Origin of the sequence: Vibrio sp. YQ_11, from assembly GCF_043103065.1 — a bacterium.
GTDB lineage: Bacteria > Pseudomonadota > Gammaproteobacteria > Enterobacterales > Vibrionaceae > Vibrio > Vibrio parahaemolyticus.
Genome location: NZ_JBICJM010000035.1, coordinates 115,886 through 141,993, shown reverse-complemented (window position 1 = coordinate 141,993; position 26,108 = coordinate 115,886). Strand labels below are relative to the sequence as shown.

Here is a 26,108-nt window from a genome sequence, read left to right as displayed (position 1 = left end):
TATTTGGTTACATCACAGCACAGGCTGCGACTAATTATTCTTCTTTAAGAAACGCTTTGATACGTTCTAAATCTCGTGTTCTTGGGATCGGAGGCAAGCTTCCAAGGAACGTGCCGCCATAGTCACGGGTGACAAGGCGATTGTCACAAATGATCAATGCACCATGATCTTTCTGATCTCGAATCAAACGCCCTACGCCCTGCTTTAAAGTGATCACCGCATCGGGGATTTGCACTTCAGCAAACGGCTCACCACCACGCAATCGACAATCTTCAATTCGGGCTTTTAGCAGCGGATCATCCGGGGCAGTAAACGGCAATTTGTCGATGATAACACAGCTCAGTGCGTCACCTCTAACATCGATCCCTTCCCAAAACGCCCCCGTCGCCACAAGCAAAGCGTTACCCAGCTCCATAAACTCTGCAAGAGTCTTTTGCTTGCTCATTTCACCTTGCATAAGAACCGGAAGATCCAACACCTCACGGAACTTCTCTCCCAACTCACGCATCATGCTGTGAGAAGTACATAAGAAGAAACAACGACCGTCATTTTCTTCAATGACTGGTGCTAACATTCTCACCAATTTGTCCGCTAAACCTGGGCTGTTTGGCTCAGGAAGATAACGAGGCACACAAAGGCGAGCCTGCTTTTCATAATCAAATGGCGATGGCAGCGAAAACTGTTGTTTAGGTTTTAAGCCGAGACGATCGGTAAAGTGCTTAAAGTCACCAGAGACAGCAAGCGTTGCCGAGGTGAAGATCCAGGCACCTTGCTTGATTTCAATTTGTTCATGGAACTTATCTGCCACCGATAACGGAGTAATATGCAGAGTAAAATGACGCGGTGACGTATCGTACCAGTAAGAGTAGCCGGTGATGTCAACATCACACACACGCTCGATTCGACCTTTGATCAAGTTCGCACGCTCAAAAGCCGTATCTAACAATTGGCTGCGACCAAGTGCCAATTTGAGCACATCAATCGCCAGATCTAGGCTGTCAGTTAAACGAACCAATTCGCGCTTAATGGATTCAGACTGCATCGCTTCTCGCCAGTTGCCACGAAAACCCGGCTCACCCAAAACGATGCGCATATCCATCGCGCTTTGAAGCAGTTTATCCCCAACTTTTTGCAGCTGACGCATGTCCTTTGCTTCGGTGCGATACGCGATTTCAATGTCTTTGGCGAGATCATGAATTTGGCGACTCGATACCGATTGTCCGAAATATTCACTGGCAATGTCTGGTAGCTGATGAGCTTCGTCGAAAATAAAGACATCGGCTTCTGGGATCAACTCACCAAAACCTGTCTCTTTGATGGCTAAATCCGCGAGAAACAAGTGATGGTTCACCACGACGATGTCTGAATCCATTGCACGTTTACGAGCTTTCAAGACAAAGCAATCACTATAGCTGGGACACTCTTTCCCCAAACAGTTATCGTTTGTCGAGGTAATCGTTGGGATGATCATGCTGTCTTCAGGCAAATCTTCACAATCACCTAAGTCACCGGTTTTTGTCTCTGAAGACCAAGACCTCACCTTCACCAATTGAGTCAACAATGTTGGGTCAGATTCGTTGGTGTGGCTTTCTACCATCTGGCGACTTAAACGATCCAAACATAAATAGTTGGAACGCCCTTTCAATAACGCCACTTGACCATAAAAACCGAGCGCATTGACCATCAGCGGTAGATCACGATGGTACAACTGCTCTTGCAAGTTTTTCGAGCCAGTACTGATGATGACTTTCTTGCCACTCAACAACGCTGGAACAAGATAAGCAAATGTTTTACCGGTACCAGTTCCGGCCTCTACCACCAACTGACTCTGTTCTTTGATCGCACTACTGACGGCTTCAGCCATGTCTATTTGTGGCTGACGAGCCTGAAAACCCGGAATCGCTTTACCTAAAGCGCCATCAGAGGAAAATGTTTTTGCGATCATGCCTGACATCTGGTTAGAAAAATTGTCGTGAGTATATCAGACGTTTGGGAGAGACATCAGCATGTAAGATGGCCAGCTTACGGCCCAACACAGATAATTTGTTGAAACCATGGCAAGAATAGATTATTTATGAAGTCAGATTGCAGTACGGTTGACCCTTTTGGGGAAAACACATATTTCGTACGCTAGAAAAATAATGCATGGAAGTATCTGATTTATGGAAAAGAAAACACTGTTGACCCATTGTTCTGACGCACCGGGTTTGATCTCTAAAATTACTAATATCTGTTACAAACATCAGCTAAACATCGTTCATAATAACGAATTTGTTGATAACACCAGTGGGCACTTTTTCATGCGAACGGAGTTGGAGGGGTACTTCAACGACCAAACGTTTCTTGCCGATTTAGACCAAGCTCTACCGCAAGGTGCAAAACGCACTCTCATTGGCTCTCGCCGTAAACGCATCGTGATTCTCGTAACGAAAGAAGCACACTGTTTAGGTGATATTCTGATGAAAAATTACGATGGCAGTTTAGATGTAGAAATCGCCGCCGTGGTGGGTAACTACGATAAGTTGCAAGGCCTCACTGAACGTTTTGATATCCCTTACCACTATGTGACGCACGAAGATCTAAGCCGTGAAGAACACGAGCAAAAGATGTTAGAGGTGATCGATCAATACGATGCAGATTACTTGGTGCTAGCGAAATACATGCGCGTTCTCACGCCAACGTTTGTTGAAAAATACCGCCATAAGATCATCAACATTCACCACAGTTTCTTGCCTGCTTTCATCGGTGCTAAGCCTTATCAGCAAGCTTACGACCGTGGCGTAAAAATTATTGGCGCAACAGCCCACTTCGTGACAAACGACCTAGATGAAGGCCCGATCATCAAGCAGGATGTTATTCCAGTCGATCACACATTCAGCGCACAAGATATGGCTCAAGCAGGCCGCGATGTTGAGAAGAATGTTTTGAGTAAAGCTCTGAATAAGGTAATTAACGACCACGTTTTTGTTTATGGGAATAAGACAGTGATTCTTTAAGTTCACGCATTTGAATGAAAGAAAGGGTTGCTCATTTGCAACCCTTTCTTCTTTCTAGTCGTTCAAAATTTGCTTATTCCGCCTGCTCAGACTCCACTATACGCTTGAGCGAATGCGGATGCAGCTTGATACAAATACCTTGGTACTTAAACGCCACGGTTGGGTTGTTCAAGCGTTCACCTTCCCCTTTCGGGCTCGATAGTTTGATCTTCACACCCAATTCTTCTAACTCATCAAAACGCGCACCAAACACTGGGTAAGTGTGTTTTAAGTCCGCCAAAAACTCGTCTGCGGTTTCCGCATGAGATGGAATCACAAACTCCACGTGCTCCCAACTTTCGGTTGGATAGGTTTTCCTTTCGGCTGGGTATGGCAATTCCAGACACTCAATCTTCCAGCCGCGGCTTTCGAGTGCTGTGTCGAATTCGATGACGATAATTGGACGACCGTTGATTTTCGCTTGTGAAATCACCTTGCCGTATTGATTCCATGCCTCATGCGCAGCTTTTGCCGTTTCAGGGTCATTAATACGCAATGCAATATGGTCAGCTTGAGCAAAGCTCAGATCCAGTTTTAACAGGGTTGCAAGCTCTTCAATCTTGCCCATGAAGACATCTAAGTCTTGGAGCATTAGTTCAGGCGTAAGGCGTTTTTCAACAAGTTGAATAGTCATTGTGGCTCTCTTTTGGGGCGATTTATCTCTTTACTCTGAGCGCAATAGTAAACGCAAACAAAGTGACATTTCCATTCAATCGAAAAAGTAAAAATTTCCCCAAATCCTCTCTGTATGAAAAGCAATAAAGTTGTTATCATTAGCCCCATTTTTGTGAACTCCAACAGAACTCGGCGCCTATTTTGCCGAGTTCTTCGTCCTTGAATTGAAGGAAACGCGTGTGAATATCCAAGCACTTATTAATGACAAAGTATCTCAGGCTCTAGAAGCCGCTGGCGCACCTGCAGGAAGCCCTGCTGCTGTTCGTCAATCAGCAAAGCCACAATTTGGTGACTACCAAGCAAACGGCGTAATGGGCGTTGCTAAAAAACTGGGTACTAACCCTCGAGAATTTGCACAGAAAGTACTGGATGTTCTAGACCTAGATGGTATTGCGAGCAAAACAGAAATCGCTGGCCCTGGTTTCATCAACATTTTCCTAAGCGAAGAGTTCCTAGCGAAACAAGCTGACGCAGCACTGGCTGACTCACGCCTTGGCGTTGCAGTTGAAGAAGCTCAAACTATCGTCGCTGACTACTCAGCACCAAACGTTGCAAAAGAAATGCACGTTGGTCACCTACGTTCAACTATCATCGGTGATGCGGTAGTACGTACGCTTGAGTTTCTAGGTCACAAAGTGATCCGCGCGAACCACATCGGCGACTGGGGTACTCAGTTCGGTATGCTTATCGCAAACCTTGAGCGAGTACAACAAGAGTCTGGCGAAGTTTCTATGGAACTGGCGGACCTTGAAGGCTTCTACCGTGAATCTAAAAAGCTGTACGACGAAGATGAAGAATTCGCGGTGAAAGCACGTAACTACGTAGTGAAACTGCAAAGCGGCGATGAATTCTGCGCAGAAATGTGGAAGAAGCTGGTTGACGTAACCATGATCCAAAACCAACGCAACTACGATCGTCTAAACGTATCTCTAACTCGTGATGACGTAATGGGCGAAAGCATGTACAACGACATGCTACCTAAGATCGTAGCAGACCTAAAAGCACAAGGTCTTGCGGTTGAAGATGACGGCGCGCAAGTTGTATTCCTAGAAGAGTTCAAGAACAAAGACGGCGAAGCGATGGGCGTTATCGTTCAGAAACGCGACGGCGGCTTCCTATACACAACAACGGACATCGCATGTGCGAAATACCGTTACGAAGAGCTAGGCGCAGACCGCGTACTTTACTTCATCGACTCTCGCCAGCACCAGCATCTAATGCAAGCTTGGACTATCGTTCGTAAAGCGGGCTACGTACCTGAGTCTGTATCTCTTGAGCACCACGCTTTCGGCATGATGCTTGGTAAAGACGGTAAACCATTCAAAACTCGTGCGGGCGGTACAGTTCGTTTGGCGGACCTTCTTGATGAAGCCGAAGTTCGTGCTGCACAGTTGATCGAATCTAAGAACCCAGAGCTAGATGCTGAAGAGAAAGAGAAGATCTCTAAAACAGTTGCGATGGCAGCGGTTAAATATTCTGACCTATCTAAACACCGCACTACTGACTACGTGTTCGATTGGGACAATATGCTAGCGTTTGAAGGTAACACTGCGCCGTACATGCAATACGCATACACTCGCGTTGCCTCTATCTTTGCTAAAGCTGGTGTAGCGATGGATGAACTTCAAGGTGATATCCAAATCACTGACGAAAAAGAAAAAGCGCTTATCGCTAAACTTCTACAATTTGAAGAAGCCGTTCAATCTGTTGCTCGTGAAGGCCAACCGCACATCATGTGTAGCTACCTATTTGAACTAGCGGGTCAATTCTCAAGCTTCTACGAAGCATGCCCAATTCTAGTAGCAGAAGATGAAGCCGTTAAGCAAAGCCGTCTAAAACTGGCAGCCCTAACAGCGAAAACCATCAAGCAAGGTTTATCGCTACTAGGTATCGAAACGCTAGAGCGCATGTAAGCCGCTTTTAAGTTGATAACTTAAGTCGCACAAGCTGAATGATTGCAAAGGTTGACGTGAAAGCGTCAACCTTTTGTTTTATCTGACGTATACTAATTCAAATTGAAATGAATCGGATATCCACAATGAGTTTTGAACTGCACCCTCAATTGGCAAAAGACACCACAGTAATCGGCCACTTCCCTCTTTGCGTTGCACTTCTACATAAAGATAATGCAGTGCCGTGGGTCATCTTAGTTCCTAAACGTGCCAACTTAAAAGAATTGCACCACTTACCGATGAAAGAGCAGCAACAGTTTTTACTTGAATCACAAGCGGTAAGCCAAGCGCTCGAAGCGACTTTCCGTCCTGACAAGTTGAATCTTGGCGCACTTGGTAACATGGTGCCGCAGCTACACATTCATCATATCGCACGCTTTAAGGACGACGTTGCATGGCCAGGGCCGATTTGGGGAAACACAAGCGGCGAGTTTCGTAGCGAAGAAGAACAAGATGAGATTCTCAAACGTATTGGAAATGTATTGTCGCTAAGCTCGATCTTCCATAAAACTTAATTAATATTCAGCCGCTATGAGATTTGCTTGCCAGCGACAAGGCTGTTGATTAGAAAAGAAAAAGCCGCATCAGAAATGACGCGGCTTTATTATTTGTAAACTTTGGTTGATAAACCACTACATAGTAACAGTGAGTGACAACCCGTCTTGTTTTGTCACGGCATAACGCACACGCATCACATCTCGAGCTTTATTGGTATCAACCAAGCGGCTAATTTTACCCTTCTTGATCCACACGCTTAACATTGCATCCGCACCGTCTTCACTCATTCCAAACTGCTTAGCCAGCTCAGACTGTGAGACCGTCCCTTTGTCTGCAATATATTGATAAAGCTCATTTAAAATCATGCGACTTGTGCCTCTAACGCACCATGTTGTTTTTTACCAATACGTTTAAATACGCGATAAGTTCCAATGAAGATTGCAACAATAATTGCCATCCAGACACCGCTGGTAATTGGGCTTTCAGAGAAATGCGTCAACTGATTGTAGAACGTTGCACATAGGTAAGCTAAACCCATCGTCCATACCGCAATAAAACGTGCGAAGTTATGGCCAAATTCACGTACATACGCCCCCATCGCAGCAACACATGGTGTGTACAACAAGATGAAGATCAAGTAAGCAAACGCGGCATGACCAGAAACAAACTGAGACTTAATGTTGCCGAAGATAGACGCATCCACTTCTTGTTCTTCTGCGACCGCATTTGAATCTGTTAGGTCACCCACTTCAATGCCTAATGGATCAGAGTAACTCAAGCCTGCAAGGTTCTCAGGAATACTCATTACCGCATCTTTTAGGCTACCCATCAGATCGAACTCTGCTTCTTCACCATCACTTGGCGACGTATACAAACTGTTTAGCGTACCAACGACCGCCTCTTTAGCGAAAATACCGGTAATAATACCAACCGTTGCTGGCCAGTTATCTTCTTGAATGCCAATTGGTGCAAACACTGGCGTTACCACTTGTGCCGCTTTAGAAAGTACAGAATTTTCACTGTCTTCATTACCAAAGCTGCCATCTGTACCTAACGAGTTTAGGAAACTTAGGATAGCAACAACCACAACGATGGTTTTACCTGCACCCAGTACGAAGCGCTTAAGCTTTTGCCAAGTTTTGATCACGACGTTTTGCAATGTTGGCAATTCGTAGTCTGGCATTTCCATGACTAAGCTATCGCTGCTGCCAGGGTAAAGAGTGTGCTTTAAGAAAAGACCGGTGAAGATCGCAGCCACAATACCTAATAGATAAAGTGCAAAGACAATGTTTTGACCAGAACCAGGAAAGAACGCCGCCGCAAACAGTGCATATACAGGTAAACGAGCACCACATGACATAAATGGCGCCATCGATGCCGCTAACTTACGCTCACGTTCTTGGTCTAGAGTGCGTGTTGCCATGATTGACGGCACGTTACAACCAAAACCAAGAACCAACGGCACAAACGCTTTACCCGGCAAGCCGATTTTCTGCATCACTTTATCGAGTACAAACGCAGCGCGAGCCATGTAACCCGAACTCTCAAGCACAGCGAGGAACAAATACAAACACGCAATGACAGGAATAAAGGTCGCTACCGTTTGGATACCGCCACCAATACCATCGGCAATAACCGTCACAAGCCAAACTGGCAAATGACCATCCAATAGGTGATGACCGCCATCAACCAAAAGTGCGCCAACGCCGATATCAAAGAAATCGATAAATGCACTACCAATGTTAATCGAGAACATAAACATTAGGTACATCACAACAAAGAAGAATGGAATCCCCACCCACTTGTTCAAAATAAACTGATCAAGTTTTTCGGTAACACTGCGGCTGAGTTTGCCTTCACTGCGGCGAACTTTTTTACATTGTTCGTGCAGATGTGTGTATTTGGTATCCGCAACGTGTAAATCAATATCCAAATCTAAAGTCGCAATCGCTTCCAGTACTTTGCTTCTATCAAGATCGGAAAGGCTATTGAGAACCATCGTGTCTTTTTCTAGAGCACGAATCGCTAATGCACGATGAGAAACGGTTTGATCGTTAAATAGAGAAGAAATATGCTCGATCGCTGCTTCCATCTTATCGCCGTAATTCAAAGAGCAGTCTGTTAGCGCAACACCCTGAACTATGGCTTTGTGGAGCTTTTCTTTAAACTCAGCAACTTGTGCTTTATTAGTGGCAGACAAACTGATCACTGGGCAACCTAACGTCTTTTCTAACTCGGCAATGTTGATCATCTGACGTTCACGCTTTAACGCATCCATTTTGTTGAGAACAACAACCATCGGACGACCAAGCTCACGAAGTTGCAGCGTCATATATAGACTGCGCTCTAAGCTGGTGGCATCAATCACGTTGATGATCAAATCAGCTGGGTGCGTCAACACCGCACGAGAGGCGATAGATTCATCGATACTGTTACTATCGTTACCGCTGTCCAGAGAGTAAATGCCCGGCAAGTCCGTCAGTAAAAATTCATCACCCGCGTGCTTAAATTGACCCGTTTTTTTCTCAACAGTCACGCCCGCCCAGTTACCGACTTGCTGTTTGGCACCAGTCAAACCATTAAAAAGAGTGGTTTTACCGCTGTTTGGGTTACCTACGGTAAGAACTTGATACTGCATTACACTCGCTCCACTTCAATTTTTTGAGCAATGGTTTCTCTTAACGCAACAGATACACCGCGTACCTCAACTTGTAGTGGGTCTCCCATCGGCGCGCGTCTGATCACCTTAACTTCTGTGTTCGGAAGTAGCCCCATTACCATAAGCTTTTTTCTAATATCTGATGAAAGACCATCTAACAAACGAATTGTCACCGTATCGCCAGGTTTAATTTCTGATAATTTCATAGTGGCCCTTAAGAGTATTGCTAATGATAAATATTATTATTTAAGAGTATTTAGGCAGCGATAATACTCCTCTATACCCTTCCATTCATTGTGTGAAATCAAAGATTCCATAATTGCCTTTCATATTTTGAACGTTAACTCCGTTAAGTTTTACCTCGTCATTTTCGTCAAAATCGACATTTTTAAAACCATCAAAAAGAAACAAAAACTTAACATCACCTAACCAATAAAAACATTATCAAATAAAATCAACAGCTTAAAAATAAAAAACAACATTGTCGCTTTTCTCATATCAACCTGTCGTTATTTTTATAAGAAAAATAAGTAAGGTCTCGTATAGTTATTCCATCGAGAGGGCAACCTCTTAAAAGAATTCCAGAGGTGGCATGGCAACATGTCACTCCGGCAGCAAGCGAAGGTGTCATTGACACCCGTGGTATAGTCCCCCCGGCTATACCACGATATTTTTTTTCACTTCTTTTCTACTCCCGATTTAAACCTTTAACAACCAACCTCCTGTAACTAGAAGCACTTTAGTTAAGCTTTCTATATCCTATTTATATGTGCTGTTTGGCGAAAACAAATTGCTACAACGTTGTACATTGCTGTTTCACTTACCTATCACAACGCATAAATTAGGCAAAAAACTCTTGCCTAACAACACACAAAGGCATTGCAGCTCTTTATTGCTGCGAACTACATAAGAAAGTACAGATGCTTTACTTACTCAGAACAACTCAAAAAAACAGAACGCTGCGTAGCCCGAGGCGACTAGAATGGTTTAGTTGCGGTATCAGAACGAATCACGCCGTTAAACGAGAGGAGGTGACTTAGATAACATCCGTGTTGTAACTACTAACGATGTTCGAAAGATTGAAGGCTAATTTGCGTGACTGTCTTGTTCCATCGCGAACTTTGATGGAGGTAAACCAAAGTGCAACTTGAACTTCTGGCTGAAGTAAGAGGGATCATTGAAACCGCAATTGAAAGCCACTTCACTGATTTTTTCACCTGCGAGTAACTGTTCACAAGCAGTTTCTAACCGTACCTCCGTTAAATAATCTTTTAACGTTCTTGACGAGGCCGACTTAAAGCGGCGTTGTAAACTACGTTCAGACATAAATAACATCTTAGCCGCTGTCGCAGTACCAAAATCAGGGTCATGGTAATGCTCAGCAACTAACTGATAAACCTTTTGTAGCCACTCATTCTCTGGACTGGCTTTTTCTTCGGCGATGTTTTCTGGCACAAATTCTGGTAAAACTTCCTCAACATGGCTCAACTCTTTTGCCATCGGCCAAGTAATCTCAATTTTATTCTGCGCATCAGAAGTGAACACCGCTAAGTGCCCTCCACTCACCGTAACCAGTTGCGAAAGATTGTCGATACTCAAGTCCACATTGTTATTCGCAGGGCGACTTAGAGAAAGTTTATTTGGCAATTGCGTTCCGTAATCCAAAAAGCTGAGTGAGACAATGTCCCGTCCCTCTTCTAGCATCACTTTAACGGCTTGACCTCGGAAAGAGCGCTTGATGATGTTGGCAAAGATATTGTTAAAGATAACATCCAGATTGAAACTCTCTAGAGCAATACGGCTAGACTTGTTCTCATCCTCTAACTCCACAGAGATCCCAGCTTTGGCAAAATCGTCTCGCCACACATCCACCACAGATTGCGTAATTTGGCTTAGGTTGTAGTTTTGACTGCCGTTACTCGCATCACCTGGAGCACTTTTAAGCTCATTCAGCTGCCAGTAAGTTTTTGATACGTGATCCTCTGTGATGGAATCTCTCTCCACTGGCAATTTTGACGAGATATAATCGACGCTGGTTTTTATAGACTGAGCAACATGGTCAACTAATAGATTTCTAACCTGAATTTGCTTTCTTAACTGTTGGTTACTCGTCAATAATACGCGGCTTTGATGCCTTAGCTGGTTGGTCTTTAGAGTGACCTGAGCAGCAAGCTCTCGGTTTGCTTGCATAACATATCGTGATCGCCAGTACATGATAAGACCGATAAGCGTAGAAATTGAGACGAAAAAGCCTAATATCGCAAGCTGGGATAGATACCATGGTTTGAGCACTTCAAAACGAGACTCTAAGCCAACAACGCCCGCCGTTACCTGTGACTCGTTACTCACTTGAAGGTGGTATTCCCCAGAGTTGAGGTGCTCTAAGGTTAACTGACCCCCTTCTAAGGTCTGCCATCGGTCGTCTTCGTTTAAGCGGTAGTACAGGTTCTGGCTATCCGGTTTAGGCATGATGCCAAAGAGAAAACTCAGCGAAGAACCATAAGGCAGCTTAATCCCATCAAGGTCGGAACTCCCCACTTGGATTACATCGTTTTCAAGCATCACTTGGCTAACAATAAAGCGGGATTCTGGCGGGTTTGACACCAATAGTTTTGAAGCCTCCGCTTTAACTAATCCATATTTTGAGCCTAAAACAAGTTCACGTTCACCATCTTCTGTGCGTTTCACTACGCTACATATCCCAGGAATAAACTCATTATTAATCAAGCCCGATGCAGATGAATAGTGTTTAACTAACTCACCGGACAATCGGTAGTAACTCAACCCAACAGAAGATGCAAGCCACACACCTTTCGCATCACTAATCAAACACGCCGGACGAGCATTCGCAACACTCATCTCCAAGACTTGCTTGGCTTCTCCACCAGCCACTGTTTTAAACAACCCATAGGAAGAGGCAAACCACTGAGAGCCATCCGCCGCTGTCACTATATCTAGAGACTCGCCATATTTTTCCGAGAAACGATTGAAACGAATACGTTCATCATCATATTCATAAATACCATGGTCCGTACCAATAAAAAGTTTATCTTCGGTATCATTTAAGCGCGTCACTTTAGCTGGTAAGTACTGACTCACGATCCATTCGCTACCAAAGTTTCTGACGGATTGCTTGTCGATATCAACGTTGTAAAGTTGGTAACCGCTGGATACCCACAAACGGTTTGTGTCATCTAGAGCAATATGCTCAACAGCATGCCCAGCCATCACTTGTAAATAAGGGAAGCTGACCTTTTTCAGCCCTTCCAATTGGAATACCTCCAAGCCTTTTGAAGTGGCAAGCCATAACATGCCTCGTTGGAACGCAAATTCGTTAATTTGAGAATCTAATTCTAAGACTTTTACAATCCCTTCCGCGCCAGAACGATACAGTTTGCGGTCATCGGCAAACCAAAGCACACCATCTGGCCCTGTTACCGTTTGTCTGATACGACCAGATAAGGTTTGCGAGTCATAACTACTAAAGGTGACTCGCTCAAATTTTTTGCTGAACAAAGAGTAATAACGAATGCCTTGGTTGGTCGCTATCCACATTCCGCCCATGTTGTCGCTAAGTAAGGAATAAATTTTAGTGCTATCGAGCTCTAACTCTAAGAAGCTCGCAGGCTCAACTTCAGTAACTTCACCTGTTAAAAACGAGTAGAGATACAAACCGTGCTCAGTACCAACCCAATACTCTTGATTGGTCTCTGAAAACGTCAGTACGTGGGAGCCGCCAATTTTGACGATCTCTTTGTTCGGCTCGTAAATATTGAAGATCAACGCGCCTTTTAAGGTGCCGACCAATATCTCGCGTCTCGTATGCGAGTAGTACACTTTTTCAATGTAGTTTTGGCCCGACGAAATCACATGATCAAATTTATTACCTTCAGAGAGATAGACACCAGATGTTGTAGCCAACGCCCATTTGGTTTCGATCAGAATCGCATCATTGATGTACACATAACTATTATTGCTATGTTGATAAAGTTGAAGCAGTGAAAATGAATCAAGTTCATTGGTTTTGATGTTGTAGGTATAAAAATGTGCGCCATCACTGACCCAAATATAATCACCTGATGAACCTATTTTTCTAATTTGCGCCCCGGGGTTAAGGCTAAAGACCAACTGCCTTTCTTTGTTTGGGTAGGTCTGATAAACCTCATTTTCGACAAAGGTCCAGAATGACCCTTGATGATACGCAAGCTGCTTTGCAGTCGTTTGCAAAAAACTGCCTGATTTTGGCAGAACATTCTGGCCGTCATAAAAAAGAACGCGGCCATGTACATCATGAATCCATAGCCCACCTTGCTCGCCCAAGAACAATTTTTTCGCAGCAATAAAAGTGCCCTTAACCTGAGTAGGCAAAGGGTAAAAGATGGCATTTGCGTTGTTCAGCGCAAATGCTTGAGATGATATGAAGAGTCCCCAGAAAATCAGGACAAGTTGGCGAAGCAAGACGAAAACCTTATATATCAATTTATATCAACTCAACTCCCTATAGGCCTTCCGTAGCTCTTGTGAGTAGGGTTATTTTGAGCCGCTAATTATTGATAATGATATCTCAATTCCTTTTATAGAAAAGGTTCGTCTTGCCAAAGGTTGTAATTCTTACTGCTAGATCACGTAAAAGAGACATTTCATCCGCAAAACTACAACTAATTACCCTTATTTAGCCAAACATTGCTCAAAGCTGTCAGCCATGTTGCCTAACAAGTTAAAGTAACTGCCTGGCTCCACCTTGATCGTACTGCCTAATGGGTCAAGCTCGCCTTTGTCGACATCGCTGCCACGCATCACACTCTCGACAACGGCTGGTGTAAATTGAGGCTCAGAAAACACACAAGCCACGTTACCTGAGCCTAGGTTTTTTCTGATCTGAATTAGCGTCTTGGCTCCCGGCTTTCGGTCGGGAGTCACCGTAAAGTGTCCTAGATTATTTAACTGGTAACGCTCTTCAAAATAACCGTACGCATCATGGAAAACGAAGTACCCTTGGTTCTTCACTGGTGCTAACTGCTGCTCTATTTCCTTATCTTTAGCCGCAAGCTGTTCTTCAAATTGAACAAGATTGTTGCTGTACGTTTTCGCATTAGCTGGATCGATTTCCGCCAATTTGTTCACAACAGCTTGGGCGACCTGTTTAACCGGTTTAATACCCAACCAAAAGTGCGGGTCGTGGCTACCGTGGTTATGACCGTCGTGATCATGCGAATGCTCTCTATCAAACTCACGAAGCGCTAGATTTGGTATTTCGCTTAGCGTCAGTGTACTAGATCTATTTGATACGACTTTTTCAAGAAACGGTTCCAAATCATGACCATACCAAATCACCAAATCCGCAGACGCGACTTTTTTTACATCAGAAGGTCGCAGCGAATAATCGTGTGGTGATGCGTTTGACTGAACTAGCACTTCAGGAGTAGTGACGCCTTCCGTCAGTTCAGTCACCATCAGTTGGATCGGTTTAATGCTTGTAAGTACTGTTATCGCCTGCGCTGGCAAGGTTAACATGGCTGAAGCAGCAAGAATTAAAGCTCTTTTCATAGTTTTACTTGGGATATGGCGTAGAAAGTGCGATAATGTTACATTATAACATTATAGTTTTGCAAATGAGTTTCATTCATGTCTTCATTAGTCAGTCTTGAACGATTGTGCGTCGAGTTCGATGATCGCAGAGTTCTCGATAACATCAGCATGGAATTAGAAAAGGGCAAAATCACAACCCTAATCGGTCCCAACGGAGCGGGAAAATCCACGTTAGTTAAAGTCATTTTAGGGCTTCAAAAGCCGACTAGCGGAAAATTGGTTAAAGCTAAAAAGCTAAAAATTGGTTATGTGCCTCAGAAACTGAAACTCAACGACTCTTTGCCGCTAAACGTTATCCGTTTCTTAAATTTAGCAGGAAAGTACAGCAAACAAGAATGCCTTGATGCATTAAGACTAGTTGGTGCAGAGCACTTAATTCAGAGCAACATGCACCGCCTTTCCGGTGGTGAAAACCAACGCGTCCTACTTGCCCGCGCGCTGCTACAACGCCCTGACTTGTTGGTTCTTGATGAACCAGCTCAAGGTGTTGATGTTCAGGGACAAATCGATCTATACGATTTGATTGAAAGCATCCGTCACCGCTTCGATTGCGCTGTGTTTATGGTATCTCATGATTTGCATTTGGTCATGGCAAAAACAGACGATGTAATTTGTTTGCACCACCACGTTTGTTGTTCGGGATCACCAGCAACGATCACTCAGCATCCTTCTTACATAGCATTGTTTGGTAACGCAGCGAGAGAATCACTCGCGTTTTATCATCACGACCACGAGCATCACCATCACGATTTGTCTGGCTCTCCAGTATCGGGCGACGCTACCTCGTGCTCTAACCATAGCCACGGACATCATCACCATGATTGAGTTTCTTCTACCTTCTATTCTCGCTGGTATTGGTATTGCAATCATCGCAGGTCCACTTGGGTCTTTCGTTGTATGGCGCAAAATGGCCTACTTCGGTGACACTCTTGCCCATGCATCGTTAATGGGGCTCGCTCTCGGGTTCTTACTGAACGTTAACCTCTATCTTGCGCTGCTAGTCTGCTGTTTAACATTAGCGGTACTCCTTGTAACACTGCAAAGGCAGCAACTGGTGGCCACAGATACCCTACTCGGAATTCTGGCTCACAGCTCTTTGTCTATCGGTTTGGTGTCAGTAAGCTTTTTGGACAATGTTCGTGTCGATCTAATGAGTTACCTATTTGGTGATTTATTAGCTGTATCACCAGAAGATTTGATGTTTATTTATGCCGGCGTAATTGCCGTTAGTGCATGTTTGTACATATTCTGGCGACCGTTATTATCAAGTACCGTCAGCGAAGAGCTAGCCGCTGTAGAAGGTGTGAACACAGATTTAATTCGTCTGGTCTTGATGCTAATGGTGGGCGTAGTGATTGCGGTAGGTATGAAGTTTGTCGGTGCCCTTATCATGACTTCACTACTGATCATCCCAGCAGCAACAGCGCGTAAGTTGTCTTCTACACCAGAACAAATGGCATTCTTCGCATCCATCATAGGTGCGATTTCAGTTCTAATGGGACTGAGTCTGTCTTGGCACTTCGACACACCAGCAGGCCCATCAGTGGTGATCAGTGCGACTTCTTTGTTTATGCTGAGCCAACTGATTCAGCGGAAAGCTTAGTTATAAGCACAAGTTAAGCAAACGGATCTGATGATTAAGAATTCTCAGTGCTATTGCTGGCTTACATACAAAATCAATACAAGATCAGATACAAAAAAGCCCGGCAATGCCAGGCTTTTTTATTTTACGAGTCAGAAATTACCAACCAGTTACTTCACGTAGACCTTGACCGATGTCTGCTAGAGACTTAACTGTCTTAACGCCTGCCGCTTCTAGTGCAGCAAATTTGTCTTCTGCAGTACCTTTACCACCTGAGATAATCGCACCAGCGTGGCCCATACGTTTACCTGGAGGTGCAGTTACACCAGCGATGTAAGAAACAACTGGCTTAGTTACGTTTTCTTTAATGAACTCCGCCGCTTCTTCTTCTGCTGTGCCACCGATTTCACCGATCATTACGATCGCTTCAGTTTCTGGGTCTTCTTGGAACAGTTTTAGGATATCAATGAAGTTTGAACCTGGGATTGGGTCACCACCGATACCAACACACGTAGACTGACCGAAGCCTTCATCTGTAGTTTGTTTAACAGCTTCGTAAGTTAGAGTACCAGAGCGAGATACGATACCTACTTTACCTTTCTTGTGGATGTGACCAGGCATGATACCGATCTTACACTCATCTGGAGTAATAACACCCGGACAGTTAGGACCGATCATGCGAACGCCAGTTTCTTCTAGCTTCACTTTCACGTCGATCATATCTGTTGTAGGAATACCTTCAGTGATGGTTACGATTAGCTCGATACCCGCATCAATCGCTTCTAGGATTGCATCTTTACAGAAAGGTGCTGGAACGTAAATTACTGTTGCAGTTGCACCAGTCGCTTCTACTGCTTCGCGTACTGTGTTGAATACAGGTAGACCTAGGTGAGTTTGGCCACCTTTACCTGGAGACACACCACCAACCATTTGCGTACCGTATGCGATAGCTTGCTCTGAGTGGAAAGTACCTTGACCACCAGTGAAACCCTGACAGATTACTTTAGTGTCTTTGTTAATTAATACAGACATTATTTAGCCTCCGCAGCAGCAACAACTTTCTGAGCAGCATCCGTTAGCGACTCAGCAGCAATGATATCAACATCAGAATTAGCAAGAACTTCGCGACCTAAGTCTGCGTTAGTACCTTCTAGACGAACAACAACAGGTACGTTTACACCTACCTCTTTAACTGCACCGATAATACCTTCTGCGATCATGTCACAACGAACGATACCACCGAAGATGTTTACGAGTACCGCTTTCACATTGTCATCAGATAGGATGATCTTGAATGCTTCAGCAACGCGTTCTTTAGTTGCGCCACCACCTACGTCTAGGAAGTTCGCTGGTTTGCCGCCATGTAGGTTTACGATATCCATCGTACCCATTGCTAGGCCTGCACCGTTAACCATACAGCCAACGTTGCCGTCTAGTGCTACGTAGTTCAGTTCCCACTGAGCTGCGTGCGCTTCACGCTCATCTTCTTGTGATGGATCGTGCATTTCACGTAGCTTAGGCTGACGGTAAAGTGCGTTTGAGTCGATGTTGATCTTACCGTCAAGACATAGCAGGTTGCCTTCAGCAGTAATCACAAGCGGGTTGATCTCTAGTAGAGCAAGGTCGTACTGAGAGAACATAGTGCCAAGACCCATAAAGATCTTAACGAATTGTTTGATTTGGTCACCTTCAAGACCAAGTCTGAACGCAAGCTCACGACCTTGGTAAGCTTGAGGGCCTACTAGTGGATCGATGGCTGCTTTGTGGATTAGCTCCGGCGTTTCTTCCGCAACTTTTTCGATTTCCACACCGCCTTCTGTAGAAGCCATGAAAACGATCTTACGGCTAGCACGGTCAACTACCGCACCTAAGTAAAGTTCGTTGGCAATGTTTGACGCTTCTTCAACAAGGATTTTTGTAACTGGCTGACCATTTGCATCTGTTTGGTAAGTTACTAGATTTTTACCTAGCCACTTTTGCGCAAACTCTTTTACACCTTCTTTAGTGTCGTGAAGCTCTACGCCACCCGCTTTACCGCGGCCACCAGCGTGAACCTGACACTTGACTACTTTCTTTGCTGTGCTAATACGGCCTGCGGCTTCAAACGCTTCTTGTGGTGTATCACATGCGTAGCCTTCTGGCACAGGCAAACCGAATTCTGCAAACAGCTGTTTGGCTTGGTATTCATGCAAATTCATTTCGATATTCCGTTTGTTTTTCCCTTGAGGGATTTATTATTTCCATAACGCTGCAGTCTTGGCTGCTTGTACGTCTGTAGGGTCTTCTCAAGTCAATCGCGATCTATTTTTTAATAGCTTAGCGATTCAAATGAAGGCCAGACGTTGAGCTAGTCTAGCCATTGAAATTTTCAACGTCTAGCCACCCAAGGTAACTAGACGTTTTAGCGATATTAAACGTCTAATAGGAGACGCGCTGGATCTTCTAGTAGCTCTTTAATCGTTACTAGGAAGCCAACTGACTCACGGCCATCGATCAAACGGTGGTCGTAAGATAGCGCTAGGTACATCATCGGTAGGATTTCAACTTTACCATTCACAGCCATCGGGCGTTCTTGGATTTTATGCATACCAAGGATTGCAGATTGAGGTGGGTTGATGATAGGCGTAGACATTAGAGAACCGAACACACCACCGTTAGTGATAGTGAAGTTACCACCCATTAACTCATCAACTGTTAGCTTGCCATCACGACCTTTGATCGCTAGCTCTTTGATGCCTTTTTCAACATCTGCAAAGCCAAGCTTGTCACAGTCTTTTAGCACTGGAGTTACTAGACCGCGTGGCGTTGATACCGCCATGCTAATGTCAAAGTAATTGTGGTAAACGATATCATCACCATCGATTGATGCATTTACTTCTGGGTAACGTTTTAGTGCTTCTGTCACAGCTTTCACATAGAAAGACATGAAGCCAAGACGAATACCGTGACGCTCTTCGAACTGGTCTTTGTATTGCTTACGAAGATCCATGATTGGCTTCATGTTCACTTCGTTAAACGTCGTTAGCATTGCGGTGCTGTTTTTCGCTTCCAATAGGCGGTTTGCAACCGTCTTACGTAGGCGAGTCATTGGCACACGCTTCTCACTACGAGCGGTTGCTGGTGCTTCAACTGCTGGAGCATCAGCTTTTGGAGCTGCTTTAGCGTTCGCTAGATGCGCTTCGATATCTTCACGAGTAATACGACCGCCAACACCAGTACCTTTAACTTGGTGTGCTTCTAGACCATGTTCCGCAAGTAGACGACGAACGGCAGGGCTAAGTGCATCATTGCTTTCTTCAGTCAGTGTCGCTTTGTGACGCTTATCTGGAGAAGCTTCTGTTGCTTCTGTTTTGTCTGCGGTTGGCTCGCCCGCAACAGCGCCGGCTTTCAATTTAGCAAGAAGTTGCTTTGAAAGTACTGTTGCACCTTCTACTTCAAGAATGGCTTCTAAAACACCAGCTTCTGGAGCTGGCACTTCTAGTACAACTTTGTCAGTTTCAATATCAACCAAAACTTCATCACGCTCTACGGTGTCGCCTGGTTGTTTGTGCCATGTCGCCACGGTTGCATCAGCAACTGATTCAGGTAAATCTGGAACCAGAATTTCAATTGTCATATCTGTTTCTTCCTTTAACTTCTAGTTCTTAGTCCGAAGTTTTTGAGTTCACGTTCAGAGCGTCTTCAACCAACGCTTTTTGTTGTTTCAAGTGCACCGACATGTAGCCAACTGCTGGCGAAGCAGAAGCTGGGCGACCTGCGTATTTAAGATCTGCACCTGCAGGAATAGCGGCACGGAAGTTATGTTGACTACAGTACCAAGCACCTTGGTTCTGAGGCTCTTCCTGACACCACACGAAGTCTTCAACGTTAGTGTATTGAGCAATAGCCGCTTGTACTTCTTCCATCGGGAATGGGTAAAGCTGCTCAATACGCACGATTGCTACGTCTTCTTGCTCGTTGTTGCGACGCTGCTCAAGAAGGTCGAAATACACCTTACCCGAACAGAACACGACGCGTTTCACTTTGCTTGGCTCCAAGTTATCCACTTCAGGGATCGCTGCTTGGAACGTACCTTCTGCAAGGTCTTCTAAAGTCGAAGTACAAAGAGGATGACGAAGCAATGATTTAGGAGACATTACAATCAATGGTCGACGCATTGGGCGTACTACTTGACGACGAATCATGTGGTACACCTGAGCTGGCGTTGATGGTACAACGACCTGCATGTTTTGCTCAGCACACAATTGAAGGTAACGCTCTAGACGAGCAGATGAGTGCTCCGGACCTTGGCCTTCGTAACCATGAGGCAGAAGCATCGTCAGGCCGCACAAACGTCCCCACTTTTGCTCACCAGACGAAATGAATTGGTCAATAACCACTTGTGCGCCGTTAGCGAAGTCACCAAACTGCGCTTCCCAAATGGTCAAACCGCCAGGTTCAGCAGTTGCATAACCGTACTCAAATGCAAGAACAGCTTCTTCCGACAACACAGAGTCAAAAACTTGGAAAGGCCCCTGCTTGTCATGGATATTCGCTAGCGGGATGTAAGTGCTTGCATCTGATTGGTTGTGAAGAACTGAGTGACGATGGAAGAAAGTACCACGACCTGAGTCCTGACCAGAAATACGGATACGCTTACCATCGTCTACCAATGTCGCGTAAGCTAATGTTTCAGCCATACCCCAGTCAATAGCCTTCTCACCTGTCATCATTGCTAAGCGATCGTTGTACAGCTTGTTTACTCGGCTTTGCAGCTTGTGGCTTTCCGGGTACTGACATAAACGATTACCTAACTCGACAAGGCGTTGCTTATCGTAGGTCGACTCCCATTGCATATCCCACTCGTGTCCCAAGTAAGGAGACCAGTCTACAGAATGCAATGCCATAGGACGCCACTCTTTCACCACTACTTCACCGCGGTCAAGTGCATCACGATACTCGTTCACCAACTGCGTTGCAGTTTCAATATCCGACTCATTCTTATCAATCAGAACATCGGCGTACAGTTTACGAGGAGTTGGGTGCTTTTTGATTTTTTGGTACATCAACGGCTGAGTCGCGTTCGGTTCATCCGCTTCGTTGTGACCATGACGACGGTAACAAACCAAATCAATCACGACATCACGTTTGAACTCGTTGCGGTAATCCAATGCAATGCGAGTAACAAAAGCAACAGCTTCTGGATCATCGGCGTTAACGTGGAAAATCGGCGCCTGAACCATCTTAGCGATGTCAGTACAATACATGGTTGATCGAGTGTCACGCGGGTTAGACGTTGTAAAGCCAACCTGGTTGTTTACAACAATACGAACCGTACCGCCAACGCAGAAACCACGAGCAAGTGACATGTTGAACGTTTCAGCCACTACACCTTGGCCAGCAATCGCAGAGTCACCATGAATAGTGATAGGAAGAACTTTGCTGCCGTGGTTGTCACCCAAACGGTCTTGACGTGCACGCACTGAACCGATAACGACTGGGTTTACGATTTCTAAGTGAGATGGGTTAAACGCAAGCGCTAAGTGAACATCGCCACCAGGAGTTGCGAAGTCTGCAGAGAAACCTTGGTGGTATTTAACGTCACCGGTACCCCACGTTTCATCGTGCTTACCCGCGAACTCATCAAATAGATCTTGTGGTTTCTTACCCAGTACGTTCACCAGCATGTTCAAACGACCACGGTGAGCCATACCAATAACCACTTCACGCATGCCACTCTTACCCGCATGACGAATCAGTTCTTTCGTCATTGGGATAAGCGCATCACCACCTTCTAGAGAGAATCGCTTCGCACCAGGGAATTTTGCGCCTAAATAACGCTCAAGGCCTTCCGCTGCAGTCAACTCTTCAAGGAACGTGCGTTTTTCATCTTGGTTGAATGATGGCTGGCCTACGACAGACTCAAGACGTTGTTGGATCCAACGCTTTTGCTCTGTGTCAGTCATGTGCATGTATTCAGCACCGATGGAACCGCAGTAAGTTTTCTTGAGGGCTGCGTAGATGTCTTTCAACTTCATGGTTTCTTGCCCAACAGCAAAAGAACCTACGTTGAAAGTTTCTTCGAAGTCGTCTTCGGTAAGATTATGAAATGCTGGGTCTAGCTCCGCCACAGGTGGACGTTGCCACAGACCTAGTGGATCCAATTCTGCAGCCTCGTGTCCGCGGAAGCGGTATGCGTTGATAAGCTGTAGAACTTTTACTTGTTTTGCATCGACATCTGGATCACTAACTTGGACATTGTAATGCTTTGTTTCTCTAGCGAGTCGTCGGAAGTAGTCACGGACACGTGAATGCGGCTGTTCTGCCACTTCTTCTGATGGCTTAGGCAAGCCCTCAAAAACACGTTTCCACTCCTCACTTACCAGATCGGGATCACTTAGATACAGTTCGTAGAGGTCCTCTACATACGTTGCATTGGCGCCAGCCAAGTGTGAAGACTCGAGCCATGCCTTCATCACGCCGTTGTGCATATTTTCCCTTAACCAGTAGTTTTCACGTTTGCTTCGGTCTTACGCCGAGCTAATAAAAGCCGACCGAAATAGCCGGCAATTTTAGTATCCTTTTACTCGTGCTTGAAGGCTGCAGCAAAGTCAGTACGTTGCGTGCTCACTTTACTGCAACTTTATGGCTTGCGAGTAATTAAACCGAGCGATTCACCAGCATCGACTTAATGTGACCGATGGCTTTCGTCGGATTTAGTCCCTTAGGACAAACACTTACACAATTCATGATGCCATGGCAACGAAAAACGCTAAATGCATCATCAAGATCAGACAAACGTTCATCTGTTGCCGTATCTCGGCTATCAATCAACCAGCGGTAAGCCGCAAGTAGGCCTGCAGGGCCAATAAACTTATCTGGGTTCCACCAGAATGACGGACAAGAAGTTGTACAACATGCACACATGATACATTCGTACAATCCATCTAAATGCGCACGCTCATCTGGAGATTGCAGGTTCTCGCGTGATGGCGGTAGAGCACCGTCATCAATTAAGAAAGGCTTAACTTTCGCATAGTTATCATAGAACTGCGTCATGTCAACGATAAGATCGCGCACTACAGGTAGACCCGGTAGAGGACGAATGACGATCTTGTCACCTTGTAGAGCCGATAATGGAGTGATACATGCCAGACCATTTTTGCCGTTCATGTTCAAACCATCAGAACCACACACTCCTTCACGACAAGAACGACGGAATGCGATGCTTGGATCTTGCTCTTTTAGCAGAATCAATGCATCAAGCACCATCATGTCTGAGCCTTCGTCTACCTCAAGTGTGTACTCTTTCATGTAAGGCTTAGTATCTACGTCCGGGTTGTAACGGTACAAAGAGAAGTTCAGTTTCATAATCATATCCTCCCTTAGTATGTACGTACTTTCGGTGGGAACGCGTCACGGTGTACTGGCGTCATGTTTACATCACGCTTTGTCATCGCTTCGGTTTCCGGGTTGTAGATAGAGTGGCATAGCCAGTTCTCATCATCACGATCAGGGAAGTCGAAGCGAGCATGAGCACCACGGCTTTCTGTACGGTAGTTTGCTGCAACTGCTGTTGAGAACGCTGTTTCCATCAGGTTATCTAGTTCTAGACACTCAATACGTTGCGTGTTGAACTCAGAAGATTTGTCGGCTAAGTGAGCATCTTTCAGACGTTCACGAATTACCTTCAACTCTTCTAGGCCCGTCGCCATTGCATCACCTTCGCGGAATACCGAGAAGCTGTTTTGCATACAGCGTTGTAGGTCTTTACGGATTTGTACTGGATCTTCGCCACCAGTGCTATTTTCCCAACGCATAGTGCGCGCTAGAGAAGCTTCGATGTCTGATTCAGTTGCAGGGCGAGCTTCAACTTGAGCAGCAAGAGTCTCACCTAGGTGTAGGCCTGTTGCACGACCAAATACCACCAAGTCTAGTAGTGAGTTACCACCTAGACGGTTTGCACCGTGTACAGATACAGAAGCAATTTCACCACAAGCGTATAGACCTTGAACTTCCGCTTCGCTGCCATCCGCAAGTTGCTTAATCGCTTGACCAGAAACTTGAGTCGGAACACCACCCATCATGTAGTGACAAGTTGGAATTACTGGAATTGGTTCTTTCACTGGATCAACGTGTGCGAATGTACGAGACAGTTCACAGATACCTGGCAGACGTGATTCAAGTACTTCTTTGCCAAGGTGATCAAGTTTCAACTTGATATGTGGACCCCAAGGGCCATCACAACCGCGGCCTTCACGGATTTCAATCATCATAGAGCGAGCAACAACGTCGCGACCAGCAAGGTCTTTCGCGTTTGGAGCGTAACGTTCCATAAAGCGTTCGCCGTCTTTGTTTAGAAGGTAACCACCTTCACCACGACAGCCTTCTGTCACAAGAACACCCGCGCCAGCAATACCCGTTGGGTGGAACTGCCACATTTCCATGTCTTGCATTGGAACACCTGCACGAAGTGCCATACCAACGCCATCACCCGTGTTGATGTGCGCGTTAGTTGTCGATGCGTAAATACGACCTGCACCACCAGTAGCTAGAATTGTTGCTTTCGATTTGAAGTAACAGATTTCACCCGTTTCCATACAGATCGCAGTACAACCCATGATTGCGCCATCTTGGTTTTTCACAAGATCCAAAGCGTACCATTCAGAAAAGATGGTTGTCTTATGTTTGACGTTTTGTTGGTAAAGCGTATGAAGAAGAGCGTGACCTGTACGGTCTGCTGCAGCTGCTGTGCGCGCCGCCTGCTCACCACCAAACTCTTTTGACTGACCGCCGAATGGACGTTGGTAGATGGTACCGTTATCAAAACGAGAGAATGGAAGACCCATTTTTTCTAGCTCGATAACTGACTCAGGACCATTTTTACACATGTATTCAATCGCGTTCTGGTCACCAATGTAATCAGAACCTTTTACTGTGTCGTACATGTGCCATTGCCAATCGTCCTTATGCGAGTTACCAAGCGCAACTGTGATACCGCCTTGAGCAGATACAGTATGAGAACGGGTTGGGAATACTTTAGACAACAAAGCACAAGAAAGGCCTTGTTCCGAAATTTGTAGTGCAGCGCGCATACCTGCACCACCAGCGCCGATTACTACGGCATCAAACTCACGAACTGGAATAGACACTTACGCACCCCACAGAATAAATAGACCAGAGAAGACATAACCGAATAAAACGGCAATCACACCAAGTTGAAGTGCTCCACGAAGTTTCGCGCACTTAATGTAGTCGGTGAACACTTGCCACATACCGATCCATGCATGAATCAGAACAGATGCAAGCGCCAACATGGTGAAGACTTTAGTGAAAGTACCACCAAAGAATTGGGTCCATGATGCGTAAGAGATATCTGAAAATGCACAGAAGCTAACCAGATAAATCGTGTATAGCGTCATAATGATGGCTGTTGCACGAATCAGTAGGAAATCGTGTACACCATTACGACCAAATGAAGATACGTGTTTTACCATACCAAGATCCCCGCCAATAGTGATAATACTGCAGTTGCACCAAAGGCAACTTTCGCGCTCATCGCGCCTGAATCTAGTTCTTCAAAATGACCTAGATCCATCAGCAAATGACGAATACCACCAGCGATGTGGTAGGCAAGTGCAGTCAGGATACCCCACAGGATGAATTTTACGAAGAAGCCATCAACGATATCTGCGGCTTCCATAAAACCCATAGGGGATGACAGAGAAATGGACAGTAACCAAAGTAATATACCCACCGCAACAAACGTAATTACCCCAGACACACGGTGCAGGATCGATGCGATTGCTGTGATAGGAAAGCGAATGGTCTGTAAATCTAAATTAACAGGTCTTGACTTTCTTTCTTTCACGGGCTTGCTCACTCAGCTCCATTGAGCATTTATTGTTATAACCAATTTCAGCTTCCAAACGTACAAAAGTTAACATTTGATTAACAAATTATCGCAATAAGCTCAGAGATAATTGTAAACACTTTGTTAACAACCGGAGTCCACAAACAAACCTCACTTTTGTTTCTAGCCCCGAATTTATAAGGATTTAACTAAAATTTTCTTTGCCAATATACGGCGAGCAACATTCTAATACAATTGGTGTAACAAATTATGCTACATAGAACAG

General features: G+C 45.1%; 20 protein-coding genes. 5 read left to right on the top strand and 15 right to left on the bottom strand.

Annotated elements, in window-relative coordinates; translation table 11 throughout:
• Positions 1–34 precede the first annotated feature (34 nt).
• On the bottom strand, positions 35–1,945 hold the full coding sequence (locus tag ACF8EG_RS14075; RefSeq protein ID WP_025635755.1) for an ATP-dependent DNA helicase: 1,911 nt from the start codon (positions 1,943–1,945) through the stop codon (positions 35–37).
• A gap of 217 nt (positions 1,946–2,162) precedes the next feature.
• On the opposite strand from ACF8EG_RS14075, the gene purU reads away from it, so the two are divergent.
• Positions 2,163–2,996, top strand: a complete 834-nt coding sequence (gene purU / locus ACF8EG_RS14070) for a formyltetrahydrofolate deformylase (RefSeq protein WP_005478783.1) — start codon at positions 2,163–2,165, stop codon at positions 2,994–2,996.
• 73 nt (positions 2,997–3,069) lie between these two features.
• On the opposite strand, the gene ACF8EG_RS14065 is transcribed toward purU, so the two are convergent.
• Positions 3,070–3,669, bottom strand: a complete 600-nt coding sequence (locus ACF8EG_RS14065) for a VOC family protein (protein WP_069507282.1) — start codon at positions 3,667–3,669, stop codon at positions 3,070–3,072.
• Between the two features lie 220 nt (positions 3,670–3,889).
• Between ACF8EG_RS14065 and argS the strand changes: the two genes are divergently transcribed.
• Positions 3,890–5,623, top strand: coding sequence for an arginine--tRNA ligase (gene argS / locus ACF8EG_RS14060; protein ID WP_069507284.1), 1,734 nt, complete (start codon positions 3,890–3,892; stop codon positions 5,621–5,623).
• Between the two features lie 125 nt (positions 5,624–5,748).
• Positions 5,749–6,177, top strand: coding sequence for an HIT domain-containing protein (locus ACF8EG_RS14055; protein WP_025630920.1), 429 nt, complete (start codon positions 5,749–5,751; stop codon positions 6,175–6,177).
• A 117-nt stretch (positions 6,178–6,294) separates the two neighbouring features.
• Here the strand turns inward: ACF8EG_RS14055 and ACF8EG_RS14050 are convergent, their stop codons facing one another.
• The 5 genes from ACF8EG_RS14050 to znuA form a co-directional block, all read right to left on the bottom strand.
• Complete coding sequence (locus ACF8EG_RS14050) at positions 6,295–6,525, bottom strand: FeoC-like transcriptional regulator (protein WP_005496063.1); 231 nt, start codon at positions 6,523–6,525, stop codon at positions 6,295–6,297.
• Positions 6,522–8,798 (bottom strand): Fe(2+) transporter permease subunit FeoB, encoded by a 2,277-nt coding sequence (gene feoB, locus ACF8EG_RS14045; protein WP_069507286.1) that lies wholly within the window; start codon positions 8,796–8,798, stop codon positions 6,522–6,524. Before feoB ends, ACF8EG_RS14050 begins: the two co-directional genes overlap by 4 nt.
• Positions 8,798–9,025 (bottom strand): FeoA family protein, encoded by a 228-nt coding sequence (locus tag ACF8EG_RS14040; RefSeq protein WP_005455496.1) that lies wholly within the window; start codon positions 9,023–9,025, stop codon positions 8,798–8,800. The genes feoB and ACF8EG_RS14040 overlap by 1 nt, the downstream gene beginning before the upstream one ends.
• An 880-nt stretch (positions 9,026–9,905) precedes the next feature.
• A complete protein-coding gene (locus ACF8EG_RS14035; protein ID WP_069507288.1) occupies positions 9,906–13,277 on the bottom strand; it encodes an AraC family transcriptional regulator in 3,372 nt (1,123 codons plus the stop codon).
• Positions 13,278–13,487: 210 nt separating this feature from the next.
• Entirely contained in the window at positions 13,488–14,366 is an 879-nt protein-coding gene (gene znuA, locus ACF8EG_RS14030) for a zinc ABC transporter substrate-binding protein ZnuA (protein ID WP_020840252.1), read from the bottom strand.
• Between the two features lie 78 nt (positions 14,367–14,444).
• Between znuA and znuC the strand changes: the two genes are divergently transcribed.
• Positions 14,445–15,233 carry a zinc ABC transporter ATP-binding protein ZnuC gene (znuC, locus tag ACF8EG_RS14025; RefSeq protein WP_025794906.1) on the top strand — a complete coding sequence of 263 codons (789 nt, stop codon included), beginning with the start codon at positions 14,445–14,447 and terminating at the stop codon, positions 15,231–15,233.
• A complete protein-coding gene (gene znuB / locus ACF8EG_RS14020; RefSeq protein WP_069507290.1) occupies positions 15,226–16,011 on the top strand; it encodes a zinc ABC transporter permease subunit ZnuB in 786 nt (261 codons plus the stop codon). Before znuC ends, znuB begins: the two co-directional genes overlap by 8 nt.
• A 138-nt stretch (positions 16,012–16,149) precedes the next feature.
• Here the strand turns inward: znuB and sucD are convergent, their stop codons facing one another.
• From sucD to sdhC, 8 genes are all read right to left on the bottom strand, one after another.
• A complete protein-coding gene (gene sucD / locus ACF8EG_RS14015) occupies positions 16,150–17,022 on the bottom strand; it encodes a succinate--CoA ligase subunit alpha (protein ID WP_020840251.1) in 873 nt (290 codons plus the stop codon).
• Positions 17,022–18,188: an ADP-forming succinate--CoA ligase subunit beta gene (gene sucC / locus ACF8EG_RS14010; RefSeq protein ID WP_069507292.1), complete on the bottom strand. Its 1,167-nt coding sequence runs from the start codon at positions 18,186–18,188 to the stop codon at positions 17,022–17,024. The genes sucD and sucC overlap by 1 nt, the downstream gene beginning before the upstream one ends.
• Positions 18,189–18,400: 212 nt before the next feature.
• Positions 18,401–19,606: a 2-oxoglutarate dehydrogenase complex dihydrolipoyllysine-residue succinyltransferase gene (gene odhB / locus ACF8EG_RS14005; RefSeq protein WP_005455502.1), complete on the bottom strand. Its 1,206-nt coding sequence runs from the start codon at positions 19,604–19,606 to the stop codon at positions 18,401–18,403.
• A 28-nt stretch (positions 19,607–19,634) separates the two neighbouring features.
• The gene (gene sucA / locus ACF8EG_RS14000) at positions 19,635–22,460 is read right to left on the bottom strand and encodes a 2-oxoglutarate dehydrogenase E1 component (RefSeq protein WP_005496076.1); all 2,826 of its coding nucleotides are present in this window, start codon (positions 22,458–22,460) and stop codon (positions 19,635–19,637) included.
• 169 nt (positions 22,461–22,629) lie between these two features.
• Positions 22,630–23,340 (bottom strand): succinate dehydrogenase iron-sulfur subunit, encoded by a 711-nt coding sequence (locus ACF8EG_RS13995; protein WP_005455467.1) that lies wholly within the window; start codon positions 23,338–23,340, stop codon positions 22,630–22,632.
• 14 nt (positions 23,341–23,354) lie between these two features.
• A complete protein-coding gene (sdhA, locus tag ACF8EG_RS13990; RefSeq protein WP_015296395.1) occupies positions 23,355–25,121 on the bottom strand; it encodes a succinate dehydrogenase flavoprotein subunit in 1,767 nt (588 codons plus the stop codon).
• Entirely contained in the window at positions 25,122–25,466 is a 345-nt protein-coding gene (gene sdhD, locus ACF8EG_RS13985) for a succinate dehydrogenase, hydrophobic membrane anchor protein (protein ID WP_005455480.1), read from the bottom strand. It lies immediately after the preceding gene.
• Entirely contained in the window at positions 25,460–25,852 is a 393-nt protein-coding gene (gene sdhC, locus ACF8EG_RS13980; RefSeq protein ID WP_005496079.1) for a succinate dehydrogenase cytochrome b556 subunit, read from the bottom strand. Before sdhC ends, sdhD begins: the two co-directional genes overlap by 7 nt.
• Positions 25,853–26,108 lie beyond the last annotated feature (256 nt).